This window comes from Streptomyces sp. LUP47B, assembly GCF_001746295.1.
Classification (GTDB): domain Bacteria; phylum Actinomycetota; class Actinomycetes; order Streptomycetales; family Streptomycetaceae; genus Streptomyces.
In genome coordinates this window covers 112,482-131,909 of the sequence record NZ_MJAH01000017.1, presented here as the reverse complement: position 1 = coordinate 131,909, position 19,428 = coordinate 112,482, and the positions used below count along the sequence as shown (strand labels likewise).

At 69.0% G+C, this 19,428-nt stretch carries 21 protein-coding genes; 17 read left to right on the top strand and 4 right to left on the bottom strand.

All coding sequences use genetic code 11. From position 1 onward, the window contains the following. Positions 1-7 precede the first annotated feature (7 nt). The 6 genes from BFN33_RS39410 to BFN33_RS39385 all read left to right on the top strand — a co-directional run bounded on the left by BFN33_RS39410 (position 8) and on the right by BFN33_RS39385 (position 4,728). Positions 8-817, top strand: a complete 810-nt coding sequence (locus tag BFN33_RS39410) for a hypothetical protein (RefSeq protein ID WP_256122989.1) — start codon at positions 8-10, stop codon at positions 815-817. Continuing rightward, entirely contained in the window at positions 814-1,656 is an 843-nt protein-coding gene (locus BFN33_RS39405) for a hypothetical protein (RefSeq protein WP_069765016.1), read from the top strand. Before BFN33_RS39410 ends, BFN33_RS39405 begins: the two co-directional genes overlap by 4 nt. Beyond that, positions 1,653-2,492, top strand: a complete 840-nt coding sequence (locus BFN33_RS39400; RefSeq protein WP_069765015.1) for a hypothetical protein — start codon at positions 1,653-1,655, stop codon at positions 2,490-2,492. Before BFN33_RS39405 ends, BFN33_RS39400 begins: the two co-directional genes overlap by 4 nt. A 214-nt stretch (positions 2,493-2,706) precedes the next feature. Continuing rightward, on the top strand, positions 2,707-3,282 hold the full coding sequence (locus tag BFN33_RS39395; protein WP_069765014.1) for an FABP family protein: 576 nt from the start codon (positions 2,707-2,709) through the stop codon (positions 3,280-3,282). Between the two features lie 32 nt (positions 3,283-3,314). After that, entirely contained in the window at positions 3,315-3,752 is a 438-nt protein-coding gene (locus tag BFN33_RS39390) for a Fur family transcriptional regulator (protein WP_057608747.1), read from the top strand. A 10-nt stretch (positions 3,753-3,762) separates the two neighbouring features. Beyond that, positions 3,763-4,728, top strand: coding sequence for a folate-binding protein YgfZ (locus tag BFN33_RS39385; protein ID WP_069765013.1), 966 nt, complete (start codon positions 3,763-3,765; stop codon positions 4,726-4,728). Positions 4,729-4,743: 15 nt separating this feature from the next. Here the strand turns inward: BFN33_RS39385 and dtd are convergent, their stop codons facing one another. After that, positions 4,744-5,169: a D-aminoacyl-tRNA deacylase gene (gene dtd, locus BFN33_RS39380; RefSeq protein WP_069765012.1), complete on the bottom strand. Its 426-nt coding sequence runs from the start codon at positions 5,167-5,169 to the stop codon at positions 4,744-4,746. A 158-nt stretch (positions 5,170-5,327) separates the two neighbouring features. Between dtd and BFN33_RS39375 the strand changes: the two genes are divergently transcribed. Together BFN33_RS39375 and BFN33_RS39370 are read left to right on the top strand one after the other, a co-directional pair. Next, the gene (locus tag BFN33_RS39375) at positions 5,328-5,954 is read left to right on the top strand and encodes an aerial mycelium formation protein (protein WP_069765011.1); all 627 of its coding nucleotides are present in this window, start codon (positions 5,328-5,330) and stop codon (positions 5,952-5,954) included. 104 nt (positions 5,955-6,058) lie between these two features. Next, positions 6,059-7,309: a GNAT family N-acetyltransferase gene (locus BFN33_RS39370; RefSeq protein WP_069765010.1), complete on the top strand. Its 1,251-nt coding sequence runs from the start codon at positions 6,059-6,061 to the stop codon at positions 7,307-7,309. 242 nt (positions 7,310-7,551) lie between these two features. Here the strand turns inward: BFN33_RS39370 and BFN33_RS39365 are convergent, their stop codons facing one another. After that, on the bottom strand, positions 7,552-7,737 hold the full coding sequence (locus BFN33_RS39365) for a hypothetical protein (RefSeq protein ID WP_069765009.1): 186 nt from the start codon (positions 7,735-7,737) through the stop codon (positions 7,552-7,554). 186 nt (positions 7,738-7,923) lie between these two features. Here BFN33_RS39365 and BFN33_RS39360 point away from each other — a divergent pair, with 186 nt between their 5' ends. Next, positions 7,924-8,841: a GntR family transcriptional regulator gene (locus BFN33_RS39360; protein ID WP_079141259.1), complete on the top strand. Its 918-nt coding sequence runs from the start codon at positions 7,924-7,926 to the stop codon at positions 8,839-8,841. A 35-nt stretch (positions 8,842-8,876) separates the two neighbouring features. Here the strand turns inward: BFN33_RS39360 and BFN33_RS39355 are convergent, their stop codons facing one another. Continuing rightward, positions 8,877-9,065 (bottom strand): hypothetical protein, encoded by a 189-nt coding sequence (locus BFN33_RS39355; protein WP_053851924.1) that lies wholly within the window; start codon positions 9,063-9,065, stop codon positions 8,877-8,879. A 177-nt stretch (positions 9,066-9,242) separates the two neighbouring features. On the opposite strand from BFN33_RS39355, the gene BFN33_RS39350 reads away from it, so the two are divergent. The 6 genes from BFN33_RS39350 to BFN33_RS39325 all read left to right on the top strand — a co-directional run bounded on the left by BFN33_RS39350 (position 9,243) and on the right by BFN33_RS39325 (position 17,196). Continuing rightward, positions 9,243-10,124 (top strand): FadR/GntR family transcriptional regulator, encoded by an 882-nt coding sequence (locus BFN33_RS39350; protein ID WP_069765007.1) that lies wholly within the window; start codon positions 9,243-9,245, stop codon positions 10,122-10,124. Then, positions 10,073-10,858, top strand: coding sequence for an HAD family hydrolase (locus tag BFN33_RS39345; protein ID WP_079141258.1), 786 nt, complete (start codon positions 10,073-10,075; stop codon positions 10,856-10,858). The genes BFN33_RS39350 and BFN33_RS39345 overlap by 52 nt, the downstream gene beginning before the upstream one ends. A gap of 238 nt (positions 10,859-11,096) precedes the next feature. Next, on the top strand, positions 11,097-11,984 hold the full coding sequence (locus BFN33_RS39340; RefSeq protein WP_069765005.1) for a winged helix-turn-helix domain-containing protein: 888 nt from the start codon (positions 11,097-11,099) through the stop codon (positions 11,982-11,984). Positions 11,985-12,160: 176 nt separating this feature from the next. Further along, positions 12,161-14,395, top strand: a complete 2,235-nt coding sequence (locus tag BFN33_RS39335) for an aminoglycoside phosphotransferase family protein (protein ID WP_069765004.1) — start codon at positions 12,161-12,163, stop codon at positions 14,393-14,395. Between the two features lie 90 nt (positions 14,396-14,485). Further along, positions 14,486-15,094, top strand: coding sequence for a TetR family transcriptional regulator (locus tag BFN33_RS39330; protein ID WP_069765003.1), 609 nt, complete (start codon positions 14,486-14,488; stop codon positions 15,092-15,094). 56 nt (positions 15,095-15,150) lie between these two features. Continuing rightward, positions 15,151-17,196, top strand: a complete 2,046-nt coding sequence (locus BFN33_RS39325) for an AAA family ATPase (RefSeq protein ID WP_069765002.1) — start codon at positions 15,151-15,153, stop codon at positions 17,194-17,196. A gap of 45 nt (positions 17,197-17,241) precedes the next feature. Here the strand turns inward: BFN33_RS39325 and BFN33_RS39320 are convergent, their stop codons facing one another. After that, positions 17,242-18,084, bottom strand: a complete 843-nt coding sequence (locus BFN33_RS39320) for a nitroreductase/quinone reductase family protein (RefSeq protein ID WP_069765001.1) — start codon at positions 18,082-18,084, stop codon at positions 17,242-17,244. 157 nt (positions 18,085-18,241) lie between these two features. On the opposite strand from BFN33_RS39320, the gene BFN33_RS39315 reads away from it, so the two are divergent. Together BFN33_RS39315 and BFN33_RS39310 are read left to right on the top strand one after the other, a co-directional pair. Beyond that, entirely contained in the window at positions 18,242-18,865 is a 624-nt protein-coding gene (locus BFN33_RS39315; protein WP_069765000.1) for an RraA family protein, read from the top strand. A 22-nt stretch (positions 18,866-18,887) separates the two neighbouring features. Then, complete coding sequence (locus tag BFN33_RS39310) at positions 18,888-19,379, top strand: HAD domain-containing protein (protein WP_069764999.1); 492 nt, start codon at positions 18,888-18,890, stop codon at positions 19,377-19,379. Positions 19,380-19,428 lie beyond the last annotated feature (49 nt).

The following is a 19,428-nucleotide window of genomic DNA, read 5'->3' as shown; positions in this document are numbered from 1 at the left end:
CTTGCAAGTGCCCGAAGTAGCAGAAGAAACAGGGGAAGCGGTCCGTGCCGAGGGTCAGCCGGTAGAGCCGGCTGCCCCGGCCACGGAGCCCCCCTCGGCCGAGAACCGGTCGCCGCGCCGTCGTGGCCGGACCACGACACTGATCGCCGGCGCCGCCGTACTCGGTGTCGTCGCCGGTGCCTGCGCGGGATACCTGATCCAGGCCGACCGGGAGCCGACTCCGCTGCCGCCGCTGTCCCAGCCGGTGCTGCCGCAGGCGAAAGGGGACGGCCCCGAGCCGCTGTCGGCCGCGCAGGACCGCCGGGTGAAGACCGAGGGCGATCTGCGGAAGCTGCTGCTGAAGAAGCCGGCGGGGGCACGGAACGCCGAGTGGACGGCTGGGGACGGCTGGCTGGACATCGCCGAGTACGCGAACGACTTCACCGATCCGGCCGAGAAGTTCACCGACCTCGTCGGCGACGAGTTCCGCAGGGCGGCCGTCGTCGGCTGGAAGGTCGGCAGTTCGTACAGCGTGGAGATCCGGCTCGTCCAGTTCCGGCAGGAGGACTCCATGGCGGCTGTGGATTCCAGCCTCAACCACCAGGGCTGGGCCGAGGAGGAGAGCGGTACCGACAGCTGGGCGATCCCGGGCACCGGGGACGGCATGGCGTATGTGCACGCCCGGCCGGACACCGAGCCGGGGTATCTGCCGCAGTACTCGGCCGAGGCGCACGCGTGGCGCGGGGACGTCTCGATGGAGATCTGGGTGTACGGGTCCAAGCGGATCGCCAAGAAGACGATCATGGACCTGGCCGAGCGGCAGATGGAGCGGCTGTGACGGAACACGAGACACAGGAGACGGAACCGGCGACGGAACCGGCGACCGAACCGTCCACTGAACAGGTCGCACAGGTCGCACAGGTCCGCGGACCCGCGCGCCGGCGCCGCATCGCGGCCGTCGCCGGTTCGGTTCTGCTGGTCGCGGCGCTGGTGGCCGGGGTGGGCGGCACGGCAGTGACCGTGCGCGACGCCGACCGGGACGCGGGAGCTCCGACCTGGAAGTTCCCCAGCGCCACGGTCGAGGCGAAGAAGGCGGTGGCCCAGCGCGGGCTCGCCGGCATGCTCGTGCCGTACGGCACTGATGGCTGGGTCCGGGGTCCCGACCTGGCGGAGTTCGGCTCCGACGCGCAACTCAGCGGCGCCCAGGCCACGGCGCTGCGGAAGGAGGCGCTCAGAGGTCTGCCCCGAAGCCAGCGCAAGCAGTTGGAGCGGCAGATCGACCGGCAGCGCCTCTCGGGCATGGCGATGCGCAGCTACTTCAGCGGGGAGTCCTACGCCTCCTCCCAGAACAGCGGCATCTACTCGGTGAGCGTCGTGCTCGCCCAGATGGCGAACAGGACGGCGGTCCGCAACAGTTCCGAGGCACAGAACGAGTTCCTCGCGTCCCTGGACCTCTTCAAGGAGGGCCCGAAGATCAAGGGCCACGACGACGCCCGGTGCTTCCGGCTGTCCGGGAGTACCGACGAGGACCTCGACATGATGCTCTGCTCTGCCTACGTGGGGGACGTTCTGGTCTCCGTCACGGCGTACGGCGCCCGGCCACTCGACACCAAGGGGGTCGCGATGCTCCTGCGTACCCAGCTCGACCGCATCGCCGAGCCGGGGGAGGCGGTATGACCGAGTCACAGCAGGTCGTCGTACCGCCCCTGCCCGACGTACCGCCGCAACCCGTACCGGTCGAGGTGAGGAAGGACCGCCGGGTCCTGCGAGCCGTCCTGCGCTGGACCGCCGCCGCGGTCGTTCTCGCCACGGCCGGGACGGCGACGGCGTACGGGATCTCAGGGATGGAGCGCACGGACGTACCGGGGCTGGCCACCCGTTCCGACGGGCGCTGGGACTTCCCCCGGCTCACCAAGCCGCCGTTGCCGTCCGGCAGTCCCGGTCCCTTCGCCGCGGGCAACGCGGCCGAGGCCCACTACGCCGATCTGCGTGCCCTCCTCCTGCCCGCGCCCGAGGGGGCGAAGGAGGACAAGGCGTTGCGCGGCTCGGAAGGCTGGCTGGCGACGAAGGACTTCCTGGCGGAGTACGAGCTGAAGGAAGAACGGGAGGAGCTCGGGCAGAAGCTCGTCGACAGCGGCCTGCGCCACATCGCGGCCCGCGGCTGGATCACCCCCGACGGCACCCGGACCCGGGTCTACCTGCTCCAGTTCGGTACGGCGAACGTCGTCGAGGCCAAGCTGCAGAGTGACGTCCAGGCGTACACCAGCCCGACCTACCGGGTGCGCGGTGCCGCCGAGGCCGTCTACGACGAGGCCTTCCCGGAGCCGGCAGCCGTCGCGGGAATCTCCCGCACAGCCTTCACCGAGCCGAAGCCGTACGGTGCTGAGCAGGTTCGGCAGGGCTACCTCTCGGCGGGGGACGTCTTCGCGGTGATCCTCCAGTCCCGCAAGGGCGCCGCGAACCCCGTCCCCTTCCAGCAGACCGTGACCCTCCAGGCCCAGCTCCTCGGCTGAGGAGGCCGCCACGGTCCCCCGGGCCCCGGCCGCGTAAGCTGGGGTCCGGCCCGTGTACATGCACCGCACCACGCTCATCCGAGGAGCACCCCGTGGAGATCTTCTTCGAAGCCCTGCTGGTCCTGGTCTGCGTCGGCGTTCTCGCCTTCGCCGGGCTGACCGTGAAGAAGCTGTACCAGGGCCAGCGCTGACCCCCCTCTAGGAACCGCCACTCATGATCGAGATCCCGTCCGACCTCCACAAGGACCTCGTCCCGCTCGCCTTCCTGCTCGGCAACTGGGCGGGCGCGGGCGTGCACGACTTCCCGGGTTCGGAGAAGTGCAACTTCGGCCAGGAGGTGACCTTCGGCCATGACGGCCGGGACTTCCTGGAGTACGCGTCCCACACCTGGGTGCTGGACAACGACGGCAACAAGGTCCGCCCGCTGGAGTCCGAGCACGGCTTCTGGCGCATCGACGCCGACCGCAAGGTCGAGGTGACGATGGTCCGCGACGACGGCGTCGTCGAGATCTGGTACGGCGAGATGGCCGCCCAGAAGCCGCAGATCGACCTGGTGACCGATGCCGTCGCGCGTACGGCCGCCTCGGGGCCGTACAACGGCGGCAAGCGCCTGTACGGCTACGTCAAGAGCGACCTGATGTGGGTCGGCGAGAAGCAGACCCCCGAGGTCGAGCTGCGCCCCTACATGTCGGCTCACCTGAAGAAGGTCGTCACCCCGGAGGAGGTCGAGCGCTGGGCCAAGGCCCTGCCCGACGACCTTCCGGACGACGGGATCGCCTTCTTCAAGTAAGCCTTCCGCCGAGTGGTCATAGACTTTCCGGTGTGGTGAGCACCGATTGGAAGAGCGACCTCAGGCAGCGCGGCTACCGGCTGACCCCGCAGCGCCAGCTTGTCCTCGAAGCTGTGGACACCCTGGAGCACGCGACCCCCGACGACATCCTCACGGAAGTGAAGAAGACGGCGTCGGGGGTCAACATTTCCACGGTCTACCGGACCCTGGAGCTGCTGGAGGAGCTCGGTCTGGTCAGCCACGCCCATCTCGGGCACGGGGCGCCGACGTATCACCTCGCCGACCGCCACCACCACATCCACCTGGTCTGCCGCGACTGCCAGAACGTCATCGAGGCGGACATCAAGGTGGCCGCCGACTTCACCGCGAAGCTCCGGCAGGAGTTCGGCTTCGAGACGGACATGAAGCACTTCGCGATCTTCGGCCGTTGCAAGGACTGTTCTCTCAAGGCTTCAACTACCGAGTCGTAGGCTTAGTCATATGAAGAGCCCTCTGCTGTCCCTGCCCGGTGCCGTCCCCGCCGAGGGTGTGGACGAAGGTGTCGCGGCGCACTACGGCGACCTGTTCCGCGAGCAGCGCGCCCTCGCCGAAGGCACCGGATTCGTCGATCTCTCGCACCGCGGGGTCGTGTCCGTCACCGGCGAAGACCGCCTCAGCTGGCTGCACCTGCTGCTCACCCAGCACGTCAGCGACCTCCCGACGGGCGAGGCCACCGAGGCGCTCATCCTCTCCGCGCACGGACACATCGAGCACGCCCTGTACCTCGTCGACGACGGCACGACCGTCTGGGCGCACGTCGAACCCGGCACCCAGGAGGCGCTGATCGCCTACCTGGAGTCGATGAAGTTCTTCAACCGGGTCGAGGTCGCCGACCGCACGGACGAGTTCGCCGTCGTCCACCTTCCCGCCGGTTCCATCGCCGAGGTGCCGGAGGGTGTGGTCGTACGCGAGACGCCGTACGGCCGCGACCTGTTCCTGCCGCGCGCCGACCTGGAGTCGTACGCCGAGAAGTCCGGTCCCGCGGTCGGCCTGCTCGCCTACGAGGCGCTGCGGGTCGAGCACCACCGCCCGCGCCTCGGTTTCGAGACCGACCACCGCACCATCCCGCACGAGCTGGGCTGGATCGGTACGGCCGTGCATCTGCAGAAGGGCTGCTACCGCGGGCAGGAGACCGTCGCCCGGGTGCAGAACCTCGGCAAGCCCCCGCGGCGCCTGGTCTTCCTGCACCTGGACGGCAGCGAGGTGCACCTGCCGCCCGCCGGGACCGACATCCGGCTCGCGGACGAGGGGCCCGACGGCCGCAAGATCGGTTTCGTGACCACGTCCGTACGGCATCACGAGCTCGGCCCGGTCGCGCTCGCCCTGGTCAAGCGGAACGTCCCCCTGGACGCGCGCCTCCTCGCCGACACGACGGCCGCGGCCCAGGAAGTCGTCGTGGAGCCGTAGGACCGCTGCGAAGGGTCACATTTCCAGCAGGACCGTGAACGGGCCGTCGTTCGTCAGGGACACCCGCATCCGCGCACCGAAGCGGCCGGTGGCCACCGTCGCTCCCAGGGCGCGCAGCTGTGCGACGACCTCGTCGACGAGCGGCTCGGCGATGTCGCCGGGGGCGGCGGCGTTCCAGGTGGGGCGGCGGCCCTTGCGGGCGTCGCCGTATAGGGTGAACTGGCTGATCACGAGCAGCGGGGCGTCGATGTCGCTGCACGACTTCTCGTCGTGCAGCATGCGCACCGACCAGAGTTTGCGGGCGAGTTGGGCCGCCTTCTCCTTGGTGTCCTCGTGGGTGACCCCGACGAGGACGCACAGTCCCTCGCCGCTGATCTCCCCGACCGTCTCACCGTCGACGACGACGCTCGCGCCGTCCACCCTTTGCACCACTGCACGCATGTGCCCATCATGCCGGTCGCGCGGGAAGTACCCGTGTTCGGGTTTATTTTTGATCCTTAACCCCCCATCTGGGGCCGTTCGGGGGCACTCGGTCACATAGCGGCCACTTGGGGTGGCACGATGCTTCCACACGCCGGTCGAGGGGACGGTAGAGGCGCATGAGCACACCGAGTACCGGGCAGCAGGGGCTCGTCCGCGTTGCCCACAGGGCGGAGCCGGAGACACCCCGGCCGCCCGCGCAGCGTACGGACAGCCACCTGCTGCCCCCAGAGCCGATCGAACATGATCTCGCCACGCTGAGTCTGCCCGAACTGCGCACACTGCGCCGGGACGCCCAGCGGGACGAGGCCGACCTCAGTTATGTCCGACGGCTGCTGCAGGGCCGTATCGACATCCTCCGCGCGGAACTGCTGCGCCGGTCCCCGACAGGCGCGGGCTCGCTGCTCGAACGCCTCCCCGAGGCCTCGGTGGTCGACCGGCTCCCGGAGATCCTCACCGACGCCCCGGCCCGCCACCGGTCCTCGGCCCGCCATGTCACGCTGGGCACCCCGCACAGCGAGGAGTACCGGCTGCTGGCTGCCGAGACCCTCGCCGAGGTCGAACTGTCGGACCTCTCCGCGCGGACCGACCTGGAACTGAGCACCGCGATGGGCCGGCTCGTGCGGTACGAGCAGCAGGTGTCCGGGCGACGCCAGCGGTTGCAGCGGACGGCGGACGAGTGCAGCGGGGAGATCGCGCGCCGGTACCGGGAGGGCGAGGCGCGGGTGGCGGATCTGCTGACCTAGGGGACTTCGCGGCGGGCCCGGGTTGAATGACCCAGGGAAGGCCGCGGCGGACTGGGCAGGGAAATCGACGCGACACCTCATCCCCGCCCGCCTACCGTGGCCCCATGAGCGCCCCAGTCGACATAGACGTCCGTCCGGTCACCGAGGCCGAGTATCCCGAGTGGCTGCGTGCCGTGCATGCCGGGTTTCTGCGGGAGCCGGTCGTGTCGGAGGCTGAACTGGAGGCCCGCGAGCGCCAGTTCGAGCCGGGGCGGCTGCTCGGTGCCTTCGACGGGGACCGTTGCGTGGCCACCTTCCGGTCGTTCGCGCAGGAGGTGACGGCCGTCGGTGGCGAGTCCGTGGCCGCCGACGCGATCAGCGCCGTCACCGTGACCGCCACCCACCGCCGGCGCGGGCTCCTGACCCGCATGATGAGCCGGGACCTCGCCGCCGCGAAGGAGCGCGGAGACGTCCTGGCGACGCTGATCGCCGCCGAGTACCCGATCTACGGCCGCTACGGCTTCGGCCCCGCCACCTCGGCCGCCGAGTGGACGATCGACGTCCCGCGCGCCGGCCTCGACCTCCGTGGCCCCGATCTGGACGGCGGCCGTATCGACCTGGTGGAACCCGGCGACGTACGCAAGCTCGGTCCGGAACTGCACGACCGGATGCGCCGTGCCACGCCGGGGGCGATCAGCCGGGACGACTGGTTGTGGCAGCTCACGACGGGGGCCGTACGCACCGACCCGAAGTGGACCGAGCCGTTCTTCGCCGTGTACCGGGCGGCGGACGGCACGGTCGAGGGGCTGATGGCGTACGAGGTGGACGACAAGTGGGCCGACACCATGCAGCCGTTGAACACGGCGAGCGTGCGGAGTCTGATCGCCTCGACCCCGGCCGCCGAGCGTGCCCTGTGGCACTACCTGTGCTCGATCGACTGGGTCATGCGGATCAAGAGCGGCTGGCGGGCCCCCGACGACCTGCTCCCGCACCTCCTGCCCAACCCCCGGGCGGCCGGGATCACCACGCAGTCGGACTGGCTGTGGGTGCGGATCCTGGATGTCGTACGAGCCCTGGAGGCGCGGACGTACGAGGGTGAGGGCGCGCTGGTGCTGGAGGTCGTGGACGGGTCCGGGATGGCAGGCGGCCGGTACCTTCTGGAGGCATCGCCCGCCGGGGCCGGCTGTACGGCGACGACTCGGAGCGCCGATCTCACGCTGGACGTACGGGAGTTGGCGACGCTGTGGCTCGGTGACGAGTCGGTGGAGCGGCTCGTGGCGCTCGGGCGAGTGCGGGAAGAACAAGCGGGCGCCGGCCGGGGGGCCGACGCCCTGCTGCGTACATCCAGGCGTCCTTGGTGCCCGGACATGTTCTGACGTTCCCTTCTGGCGGGGACGGGTGGGCGGTTGCTTCGCATCCGTAGCGAGCTGTTCAGTTGTGGCTGTGCGGTCGTGCCCGTGTTCTGTTGTGACTGTTCTGTTGTGGCTGTGCGGTGTGTGCAACTGTCGCTGCTGTTCAGTTGTCAGTGTTCAGTTGTGACTGTGCAGACCGACCGGGCTCCCGGCTCCCCTCCGGAAGGGAGCCCGATCAGCCGGATCCTGGGCCCGGCGGGCGGGCGTCATCCGGACTGGGCGAGCAGCATCACGAGGATGACCGCTCCGATGCCACCGATCGCGAGGTTCTTGGACTTGACGCCGATGGTCAGCGCGACGAACGCCACGATGCCCATCGCACCCCACTTCCACTGCACGAGTGCTTCGAAGCCGACGGCGAGGGCGGCGATGGCGACTGCGATGAACGGCATGACGGGTCCCCCCTTCGGGACGGTGGCCCCTGTCGACCGCCGAGTTGGCCAACCCTGTGAAGCTTTGACCATGTTTCTCAAGATTGCTCAAGTTGGCGACCAACTTCACTGTACTTATCTCCGCTTGGATGCGGCTCATAACCACCTTCCAGTGAACTGCCCAAAGATGGCGGGAAGTTGTAGTGTTTGGTCGTGGACCCGAAACACGCCTCCGTCAATGGACGGAAGAGGTCACAGCGGCCACACACGTCACCTCGCGAGGTGGCCGACGAGCTCCGCGCCCGGATCCGGTCCGGCACGCTGCGGGCAGGTCAGCGCATGCCCACACAGGCGCGGCTGGCAGAGGAGTTCGGCGTCGAGCGCGGGGTCGTACGGCAGGCGCTGTACCTGCTGCAGACGGAACGCCTGCTCACCAACGTCTCCAAGGGAAGCCCGGCGACCGTCGCCCCCGACCTGGGGCTCAGCGCGGCGCTCACCGGCCCGGGAGCGGCCCCGCAGCCCACGATGGTCGCCCTCGGCCCCCGGATCGCCACCGCCTTCGAGGCCCCGCACGTCGAGGTGGACGCGCTGTGCCTGACGTCGGTGTCCCTCAACCTCGCCTTCGGCGAGGGGCTGCGCCAGATCCACGCCGGACGGCTGAATCCGGCCAAGATCGACGTACGCGTGCTGCTGCCGGGCCGGGACATCGACCTCGCCTTCCCGGTGTCCGTCGAGGACCGTGGCGACGACGACCCGGTCCACGAGCGCTGGCTGGCCCAGCGCAACGCGCAGGGGCAGGTCCTGCGGCACAACCTCCTGGCCCTGCGTGCCACGCACGGCATCGACGTCCACGTCTCCTTCCGTGCCCTGCCCTTCACGCCACCGGTGAAGCTGTACCTTCTCAACGGCATGGAGGCGCTGTTCGCGTACTACACGCTGACGCGCCGCAAGGAGGAGATCGACCACGAGCACCTGGAGCTCTACGACTCCGAGGGCACCCAGTCGATGCTGTTCGCCTTCGAACAGGGCGCCGGCCTGCGGGACACGGCCTTCGTGGAGCAGTCCCATCTGTGGTTCAACGCACTGTGGGAGACGATCAGTTCGGAGCTGGCGCTCACGGGCTGACGTCTCCCACAGTGGCGGAGCAGGGCGCGTTCGGATCATAGGGCGGGCCCCGCGACCAGCAGAGCGAGAACCACGGCCCCGGTCGAACTGATCGCGGGGTTCTTGGCCTTGATGCCGATGGTGAGCAGCAGCATCCCGATGATGCCGCTGGCGCCGTACTTCCACTGCAGGGTCTGCTCGACGCCGACGACGAAGACGGCGGAGAGGAGGGCGAGGGCCGGCATGTTGGTTCCCCCTTCGGACTTGCGGGCGGTGAGGCGGGCGGTGAGGCGGGCGAGGAGGTAAAACTTCCGCCAACTCATCCAAGTTGGCAACCAACTCTGACTATGTTGTCCCCACTTGGTTGGGGTTGATAAACAACTTTCAGACAACTCCCCTTAGATGGATCGGAGTTGTAACGTTTGGTCGTGACTCAGGAGAACGTGGCAGTGAACGGCAGCAGAAGGCTCTCGCCCCAGGAAATCGCCGACACCCTGCGGGAACGCATCCGCGGGGGCGACCTCAGGGCCGGCGACCGCCTCCCCACGCAGGCCGAACTCGCGGAGGAGTTCGGCGTGGAACGGGGCGCGGTCCGCCAGGCGCTGCGCGCACTGCAACAGGACGGGTTGCTCAGCAATGTGAGCAAGGGGAGTCCGCCGCGGATCGCGGAGCGGGTGCCCGGGCTGTCGGGGGAGCCGCAGCCGACCATGGTCGGCCTCGCCCCCCGCCTCACGGAGGCCTTCTCCGGTCCGCACGTCCGCATCGACGCGGCGTGCCTGACCTCGGAGACCCTGATGGTGGCCCTGAGCGAGCCGGTCCGCCTCATCCATGAGGGCCGGATACGCCCCGAGTCCATCGACGTCCGCATCCTGCTGCCGTCCCGGGACATCAACCTGGCCTTCCCGGTGCCGGTCGAGGCCCCTGAAGACGACAACCCGGTCCACCAGCGCTGGCTGGAGATGCGCAACGCCCAGGGTCACGTCCTGCGCCACAACCTCCGTTCCCTGCGCTCCTCCCACGGGATCGACGTCAAGGTCAGATTCCGCGCGCTGCCGTTCACCCCACCGGTGAAGCTGTACCTGCTCAACGAGTCGGAGGCGTTGATCGCCTACTACATGGTCGCGCGCCGGGAGGAGGCCACGGATGCCGGGATTCTCGACATGTACGACGTCCTCGGCACGGAGTCGCTGCTCTTCTCCTTCGCGAAGAACACCGGCGAGCGGGACGCGGCGTTCGTCGTCCAATCGCAGAAGTGGTTCGACGCCCTCTGGGAAACCATCACGACGGACCTGACACTCTCCTAGTGACTCCTGAGACGACGCACACTGAACCGGTGACAGCAGAGACAGCACGACTCGCATCACTGGTCGCCTCCGCTCGGTACGTGCTCTGGGACATGGACGGGCCGATGTGCCAGTTGTTCGCGGGGTATCCGGCGCATGAGATAGCCGGGCAACTGGTCGCCATGATCGACGGGTTGGGCATGGGCGCCCTCCTGACCGCGCAGGAACGATCCGGCGACGATCCCCACGTAGCGCTGCGTGGCGTCCATGAACGGCACCGCGGCAGCGATCTGGTTCTCGCGCTGGAGGAGTGGCTCACCCGGCGCGAACTGGAGGCCGTCTCGAAGGCGATGCCCACCCCGCATGCCGACCCGCTGATCAGGACGTGGTCGTCGCTCGGTGTCAAGTTCGCGATCACCACGAACAACGCCGCCCTCGCGGCAGCGGCATACGTCGAGAGCCGCGGACTGGCGGACTGCTTCCCTCACGTCTACGGCCGCACGGCGAACCTCGATCTGATGAAACCGGACCCGCATTGCCTGGAAGAGGCCATCAAGGCCATGGGCGCCGTTCCGTCCGCCACGCTGATGATCGGCGACACGGCGACGGACCTCCAGGCCGCCCAACGGGCCGGAGTGTCGTTTCTTGGCTACGCGCGTAATGCGGGCAAGGAGCAAGTCCTCAGGGATGCGGGTGCCGAGGTCGTGGTGGGCTCGTTGGAGCAGGTGCTGGACGTCCTGCGCAGCCCTTCCTGAGCTGTCGGGCGCACCCTCATCCGCGCGTAACCGGTCCGCCATGCCGTCCACCTCCCGTCCACTTTGATGAGACTGATCAATTGGCGGTCCAATTGGACTGGTTGCCTTGGGTTTGGTTGTGCCCTGACCGCTTGATCGACTAACCCGCTTGTAAATATTGGGCTGTTGACTGGGCCAAGTTGACTGCCTGTGGACTGAAAGCGGTTTGAGTGGCCGGTGAGGGAGGTACGGTCGCGGTGTGAGCGAAGAACGCGGCAAGGGGGCCACCATCCTGGCGACGCTGCGGTCGCGTATCTCCGGCGGCGAGTACCGGCCGGGTTACCACCTGCCCGCGCAGCGCGCTCTCGCCGAAGAGTTCGAGGTCTCGCGCGACACGATCCAGCGCGTCCTGGAGGAGCTGAAGACCGAGGGCTGGATCGAGTCCCGTCGGGGCAGTGGCTCGAAGGTTCGGGTGACGCTCCCCATCCACGTGACGACGCAGCCGAAGGCGTCTCCCGGTCGTATAGCGCTCGGACCCTTCGTCGCCCGTGTGTTCGCCCAGCCGGTTGTGGAGCTGGATGTCTTCACGTTCACGTCGGAGAGCCTTGACACCCAGGTGCGGGTGCAGGCCGATGCCATCCGCAATGGCCAGATCGCCGCCCCCGAGCGCATCGAGCTCCGGATACTGCTCCCTTCCGAGTCGATCGAGCTGCCCTATCCGCGGGCCAGAGGGGTGAAGGGCGCGGCCGGCGACGATGTGGAGGAATTGGACCGCATTCTGCAGGCCCGAACGCGGGAGCTCATTCGGCGCCATACCTCCTCGTTGCGTGATGCTCTGCGCAACCTCAAGACGGACAAGCTGGTACCCGACGTGGATGTGACAGTCCGTGAGGTGCCGCTCGTGCCCACGCACAAGCTGTATCTGCGGCGCGGTGTCGAAGGACTGCTCGGTCCGTACAAGATCGTGGAGCGCAGGATCCTGATGGACGACGACTCCGTGATCGATGCCTGGGATGTCCTGGGGCTGGGCTCGACCTTGATACGGCACGTCAAGGACGACGGTGACCCCAACGCGACCGGATCGGTGTTCATGCAGAGCTGGCAGGACTGGTTCGACTCGTGCTGGCACCGCTATGAACCGTCTTGACCGAGGTGGCTGTTCGTTACATTTCTCGAACGGTATGAAGCCCAGGAGTGAATCCTGTTTCGTCTGGGTAGCAAGTCCCGAATAAGCCCCGTCGGGGTCGCTTGGGCACTACAGTGTGGTCCCTCTCGTGCTGCGCATGAAAATCGGAGGCGCTGCATAGTTGCTCAGGAGTGCCCGTGGGTGTTCCATCCGGGCCTGCCACCGCGTTTGCGGGGCAGGCGGCCCGCGAGGCGCTCGGTGAGTTGGTCTCCCACGCCAGGTCCGCGGGGAGACTCACCCGCGGTCACCACAACCTGAACTACATTGTTCCGCCACCGCCCTCGCTTGATCAGCTGACGGATCACAAGTTCATCATGGTGCGTGAGCGCCAGCGCTCCGCGTTGCCGGTGGTGATCCGGACCTGGCAGGACGAAGCGGAGATCCTCAAGGCGATCGGCGGCGTTCTCCCCCATGTGCCGCGGTGCCTGTTGAAGTACGGCGACATCGCGGTCATGAGTTACGTGGACGGCGTCCCCCTGTCGAGCGTCTGCCCCAACGGCAAGCCGGTGGACCAGCATCTGGTCCGGGCTCTCGCCGAACTGCTGGCGGACATGACACAGGTCGGCAGGAAAGAGCTACCCCCCCTGCCACAGTCCTGGCCCCGGTCCAGCCGGGACAGCCGGGCCTTTCTGCGCACGCTGGCCCTGGCCACGGAGACGCAGGTCCGTCAGCGCAACTGGGACAGGTTCGGCGGTCTGTTCGCGATGCTCGGCATCCCCGAGGATGCCATGGTGCGGTTCGCTGAGCGCGTGCCCGCGATGATCAGTCGTCCTTTCAGCCTTCTCCACACGGACCTGCACCGCGACAACGTCATCGTGTCGTACGAGGCCGGTCCCCCATTGATCTGCGTGGACTGGGAGCTGTCGAGCTACGGCGACCCACTGCACGATCTGGCCACCCATCTGGTGCGCATGGGCTACCCCACGGAGCAGTGGGACGAGGCGGTCGACGCGTGGCGCTCGGCGATGGCGGTGCGGCGCCCCAAGGCCGTCAACGGCCTGGAGCGCGACCTGCGGCACTACGTCGCTTTCGAACACGCCCAGTCGGTCTATCCGGACGTGATGCGCGCGGCGACGTCCTTGGGGGAATCGTTTGACCAGAAGGACTTGGAGGCAGCGACCGAGGCGGTGTTCTGGGCGCTGCAAGCAGCCGAGGAGCCGCTCCGGCTGAAGAACGTCCCGGACGAGAAGGCCATCGAGCGCATTCTCTTCCGCTGGAACGTGTCCCACGGCAAGCGGCACAGCCGCGACCGAGCAGTGTCGTCGATCTCCTGGGTGCGTGACGAGAGGGTCCCGGTACGACCGAGGTTCCCTGAGGCGGCAGTGCAGGAAGCTCTCTTCGAGGAGGGGGCGGCCTCGGCCGACCGGGTTTTCAAGGGGACGGCCCACCTCAGTACGGCTGTGCGGGTGGATGGGGTGCCGTTTCCCGTGATGGTGCGGCGCAAGGTGGGAGCTGGAGAATCCCGGGAGCGCCGGTTCCTGAATGAGCACGCGGTGCTACGGGCGATCGAGGATTCGGGCGTGGCCGTGCGCGCGCCGCGCGTGCTGGCCCTGGGGACCAGCGAACTGGGTGACCAGTTCACCATCCATTCCTTCGAAGGACCGGAGGGGGAGCTCCGGTCTCCCGACCACCCTGAAGGTGGCCTCCTGCCGCATGAGGCGGACGATCTGGTGAACCAGCTCCATGCCCTCACACAGGTCGACTGCGCGAAGCTGACGAAGGACTCCGACAGGCCGGCCGCGGTGTTCCACGAGCAACTGTGCAAGGAACTGATCCGGATGGTGTCGGACCTGCCGAAGGAGACCCTTCAACTGGCGGGTCAACTCGGGCTGCCCACCACTGGTTTCCGTCTTGAGCAGATCCTCCGCCGACACAAGGTGACTTCTCGACGTGACGTGCTTCTGCACGGAGACCTCAATCCGTGGAACATGATCCGTCGCGAGGACGGCACGGGCCTGACCCTGATCGACTGGGAGATGGCGATGGTGGGTGACCCCCTCTACGACCTCGTTCGCCACATGCACCTGACGCCGACCCTCCCCGAGATCCGAGCACGGATGTTCGACCGCTGGTCACAGCTGTTGTCGGAGGACTGCACAAGGGGCTGGCGTCTCGACTGGCACGTGTACCGCTGGATCGAGACCGTTCGCTCCGCCTATGTGGACCTGGACCGGCTGGTGACCCGGGACAGCCTCGAAGCCCCCAATGTCAGCCGGGCGGTGGACACCTATGCCATGACCCTGACCGCGGCGACCGCGACGCTGGGCATCAGGGCGAAGTTGTCGACCAATCCCTACCTGGCGCTCGCTCTGCCGCATGTGGGGAGCGAGAAGGCGTCGGCAGGCGTGTGTTCAGGGGCGACTCCACGCTGATCGACTGGGCTGCGCAGGCGTGTCGTGCCGAAGGCGCCCGCCTCGCTCAGGGCGTCCTGACTCCTGGCCCCAGTGCGTAGGCTCACGGCCATGAATGACCTCGGCCTGCGCCAGCGCAAGAAGCAGCGGATGTACGAGACCCTGTCGGAGATCGCCATCCGGCTGTTTCTCGAGAAGGGCTTCGACGCCGTCTCCGTGGCCGAGATCGCCGCCGCCGCCGAGGTCTCCAAGCCCACCCTCTTCCGGTACTTCCCGGCCAAGGAGGACCTCGTCCTTCACCGGATCGCCGATCACGAGGACGAGGCGGCGCGGGTCGTGGCCGAGTCCGACGAGCCGCCCCTTGCCGCCCTGCGGCGGCATTTCCTCGAAGGGCTGGAGCGGGACGATCCCGTCACGGGGCTCAATGATCACCCCGCTGTTCTCGCCTTTCATTCGCTGCTCTACGGCACCCCCGCCCTCGTCGCCCGAGCCCACGGGCACCTGGAGCGGCAGGAGGCCGCGCTCGCCGAGGTGCTCGGAGGGGATCTCGACGCGCGGTTGGCCGCCGGGCAGATCATCGCCGTGCGGCGGATTCTCGCCCTGGAGAACTGGCGGCGGATCGCCAAGGGGGAGACGGTCGAGGACGTGCGCGGGGACGCCGTGGCCGCGGCCGAGCGGGCCTTCGGGGTGCTGGCGGACGGGCTGCCGTGGCTCAGCTGAGTAAGACCGGGTAAATAAATTAACCGAGTCTCATTTTCTCGCGTACGCTCGTCCCCATGACGTCAGCCGGCCCCTCTCCGCATCCCGCCCTGAAAGAGGCCCTCCACCGCGAGCGCATCCACCACGACCGTTGCCGCACCGCCCTCGCCGCCATGATCGATGGCGCTCAGGAGCAGGTCGTCGTCGGCGAGGACGTGTCCGCCTCCGGGGCCGACGCCGAAGTCCTCGGGTATCAGTTGCGCAGTCAGGCCAAGGAGATGCGGGAGCTGCCCGAAGGGCCTCTGTTCTTCGGGCAGCTGGATTTCGATCACGGCGACCATGCCGGGCAGGCGTATCACCTGGGCCGGCTGCGGATCACCGAGCATCCCGCCGCCCCGCCCCTCGTCGTCGACTGGCGCGCGCCCGTCTCCCGCGCCTTCTATCAGGCGAGCGCCCGCGACCCGCAGGGTGTCGCCGTGCGGCGGCGGTTCGGGTGGGCGCCGGGGAGCAAGGGGGAGTCCGCCGATCTCACCGGGCTGGAGGACGAGCACCTCCGGGACGGCGGGCCGCCGCAGGTCAGCGACATCGTCACCCGCGAGATCGAACGGCCCCGGGTCGGGCCCATGCGGGACATCGCGGCCACCATCCAGCCCGAGCAGGACGATCTCGTACGAGGGGACCTCGCCGTTTCCGTGTGTGTGCAGGGCGCCCCGGGAACCGGCAAGACCGCCGTCGGGCTGCACCGGGCCGCCTATCTCCTCTACACCCACCCGCAGCGGATGCGGCGCGGCGGGCTCCTCGTCCTCGGGCCCAACCGGACCTTCCTCTCCTACATCGCGCAGGTGCTGCCCGCGCTCGGCGAGACCGGCGTACGGCAGTCCACGCTCCAGGACGAGATCGCCCGCCACCCGGTCACCGCCACCGACGCCCACCCCACCGCGGTCCTCAAGCACGACCCCCGGATGGCGGAGGTGCTGCGCCGGGCGCTGTACGCACGTGTGTCGACCGCGCAGGTCGACTCCCTGGAGATCAAGGACGGTTCGTACCAGTGGCGGGTCGGGGCCGGTGAACTCGCGCGGATCGTGGCGGACGTACGGGAGGAGGAACCGCCGTACTCGACCGGGCGGGAGCGGGTGCGCAGCCGGGTGGTACGAAGTGTGCAGTTGCAGGCCGAGCGGCGGGCCGGGCCGCAGAGCGGTGCCTGGGTGCAGCGGGTCTCGCGGTCCCGGGTGCTCGGGGCGTTCCTCGACACCGTGTGGCCCAAGGCGCGGCCCGAGGAGGTCCTGGCCGAACTGCTCGGAGACCGAGAGGAGTTGGCGGCCGCCGCCGACGGGATCCTCGACTCCGAGGAGCAGAAGAACCTGCTGTGGAGCAAGCCGCCGCGGTCGTGGAAGTCGGCGCGCTGGTCGGCGGCCGATCTGGTGCTGCTCGACGAGGTCGCCGGGCTCGTGGAGCATCCTGAGGGCTACGGCCATCTCGTCGTGGACGAGGCGCAGGACCTGTCTCCCATGGAGTGCCGGGCGATCGCCCGCCGGGCCCGTTTCGGGTCGATCACCGTGCTCGGTGACCTGGCACAGGGGACCACGCCCTGGGCGGCCCGCTCGTGGCACACCGTCCTGCGCCATCTCGGCAAACCGGACGCGGCCGTCGTACCGCTGACCATCGGCTTCCGTGTCCCGCAGGCCGTCGTCCAGCTCGCCAACCGGCTCCTCGCCCAGCTGGATGTGGCCGTGCCGGAGGGGCGGTCCCTGCGCGGGGACGGGGAGTTGAGGATGCGTCCCGCCTCCCCGGACGCCGTGCCGGGCGCGGTCGTGGACGCCGTACGGGAATCGCTCGCGCACGAGGGGTCCGTGGGGGTCGTCACCGCCGACGCCGATGTGGAACGCGTACGGCAGGCCCTCGACGCGGCCGGGATCGCCACCGCCGGACCGGACGAGCTCGGTGCGCGGGTGAGCGTCGTACCGGCCGGGGTGGTCAAGGGACTTGAGTACGACCATGTCGTGGCCGTCGAGCCGGCCGCGATCGCGGAGGCGGAGGAGCGCGGGCTGCACCGGCTGTATGTCGTGCTGACCCGGGCGGTGTCGCGGCTGGTGGTGGTGCACGGGCGGCCGCTGCCGTTCTAGCTCGGTGGCGGCAGCCCATGCGTGGCCCGTCCAGTGGCGGTGGGGTCAGACGTGTTCGAGGAGGGGGATCAACTGCTCCTCCTCGTACGCCAGATGGGCCTCCAGCTCCGCCGTCAGGCGGTCGACCTCCGTGCGGACGGTGTCGAGGTCGGTGCCGGAGAGCGCCTCGCGCAACTGTTCGACCAGGGCCGCGATGTGCTCGTGCTCGGTGCGCAGGCGGTCGATGGCCGGAGCCGCCTCCGGGTGGCGGCCGGCCAGGAACGGGAACATCGCCACGTCCTCGCCGGTGTGGTGGTTGTGCAGCCCCTGGCAGAACGTCAGGCAGTTGACGCGGAGTTGGGCGCCGAGGGTACCGGCACCGGAGGCCAACTCCTTCCGGATCAAGGTGAGTTCGCGGCGGAAGGCGTCGTGGACGAGCCTGATGGCCTCGCCCAGGGAGGAGGCGTTGATGTTCGGCGGGCCCGGGCGGGCGATCTCGTGCAGGGCGACCACCGGAAGGAGACGGTCGGTCTTCTCCTGGTACGTGGCCCAGCCGCGGTCCGACTCCACGGCCCGCGCGAAGGCCCGGTCCCGCTCCTCGCCCGCCAGGACGACCGCTTTCGCCTCGTAAGTGAACACCCCGCTCTCAACGGTGACTTGGGGGTGCGCGACGAGGTTGCGGTACCAGTCGGGGTGGCGGGGCGAGCCGCCCGCCGAGGCGATCACGAGGATGCGGTCGCCGCCGTCGGGCAGGTAGCCGACGGGGGTGGTGTGCGGGGTGCCGGTGCGGGCGCCGGTGGTGGTGAGGAGGATCAGTCGGCCGCCCTCGAAGGGGCCGCCGACCCGGCCGTGGTGGGCGCGGAACTCGTCGATGATCCGCTGGTTGAAGTCCTGGATGGGGTTGGTCACTCTCTCTGCTTTCTCTGGTCTCCGGTCATGTCCTGGACGACTCAGAGAAAGCGGAGGGCCTCTCGCCCTCCCCGGCCTCACTCAGAGGCCGGGCACCCAACTCGCTCACGGCACAAGGCCGACCCGGCAGTCATGCACGCACGGTAACGTCCGGGGCATGACCGAGACCACCGAGTTTGCGGACATTCCCACGACCACCCTGGCCGATCTGCTCGGTCGGGACCAGGTCATGGACAGCGGGATCCGGCCACTGTGGGGGCCGGTGCCGAGGGTGGCGGGGCCGGCATTCACCGTACGGTGCCCTCCCGGCGACAACCTCATGCTGCACGCCGCGATCCACCGGGCGCCGGCCGGCTCGGTCATCGTGGTCGAGTCGGGGGACCTCGACTACGCCCTGGCCGGCGGGAACGTGTGCGCGGTCGCGCAGCGGCGGGGGATCGCAGGGTTCGTCGCCGACGGGCTGATCCGCGACCTCGCCGAGGTGCGGGAGGCCGGTTTCCCGGTGTTCGCCCGAGGGGTCATCCCGATCCCGGGCGCGAAGAAGGCCGTGGCGCCGCTGGGCGGGCGGGTGCGGTGCGGCGGGGTGCGGGTCGAGGCCGGGGACGTGGTGGTCGCCGACGAGGAGGGGGTCGTGGCGGTCCCCGCCGCGCGCCGGTCCGACGTCCTCGCCGCCGCCCGCGCCAAGCTGGCGAAGGAGGCGGCCGAGACGCTCGACGCGTGGGAGGCGGCGCATCGGGCGCGTATCGACGAGATCCTCGCGGAGGCCGGGTTCGAGGAGTGACGGTGGGGGCTGGAGGTTGAGGGTGCTTCTCTTCCTGGATGTCGACGGGACACTGCTGCCCTTCGGGGCGGCGGGGCCGTATCCGCTGTACGAGCCGGCCTTTCCGCCGGCCGGGGCCGTCACCGACCATCCGCTGCTGACCCGTGTCGATCCCGCGCTCGGCGCGCGTCTGACGTCGCTGGGCTGTGAGCTGGTGTGGGCCACGACCTGGGGGGACGACGCCAACACCGGTCTGGCGCCCTGGCTCGGACTGCCCCGGCTGCCGCTCGTGGACTGGCCGGACTCGGACGACGACGAGATGGCCCACCTGCACTGGAAGACCCGCCCGCTCGTTTCCTGGGCGGCCGGGCGACCGTTCGTCTGGGTCGACGACGAGATCACCGACGCCGACCGGGCCTGGGTGGCCTCCCATCATCCCGAACGGGCTCTTCTGCACCGAGTGGATCACCAGGTGGGGCTCACCGAAGGGGACTTCGTGGTGCTGGAGGAGTGGCTGACGAGAAGAGGGCGGTGACCGGACGATATCGAGTGGTCGGCCGGGCCCCGTTCCCCCTACGTTCGCT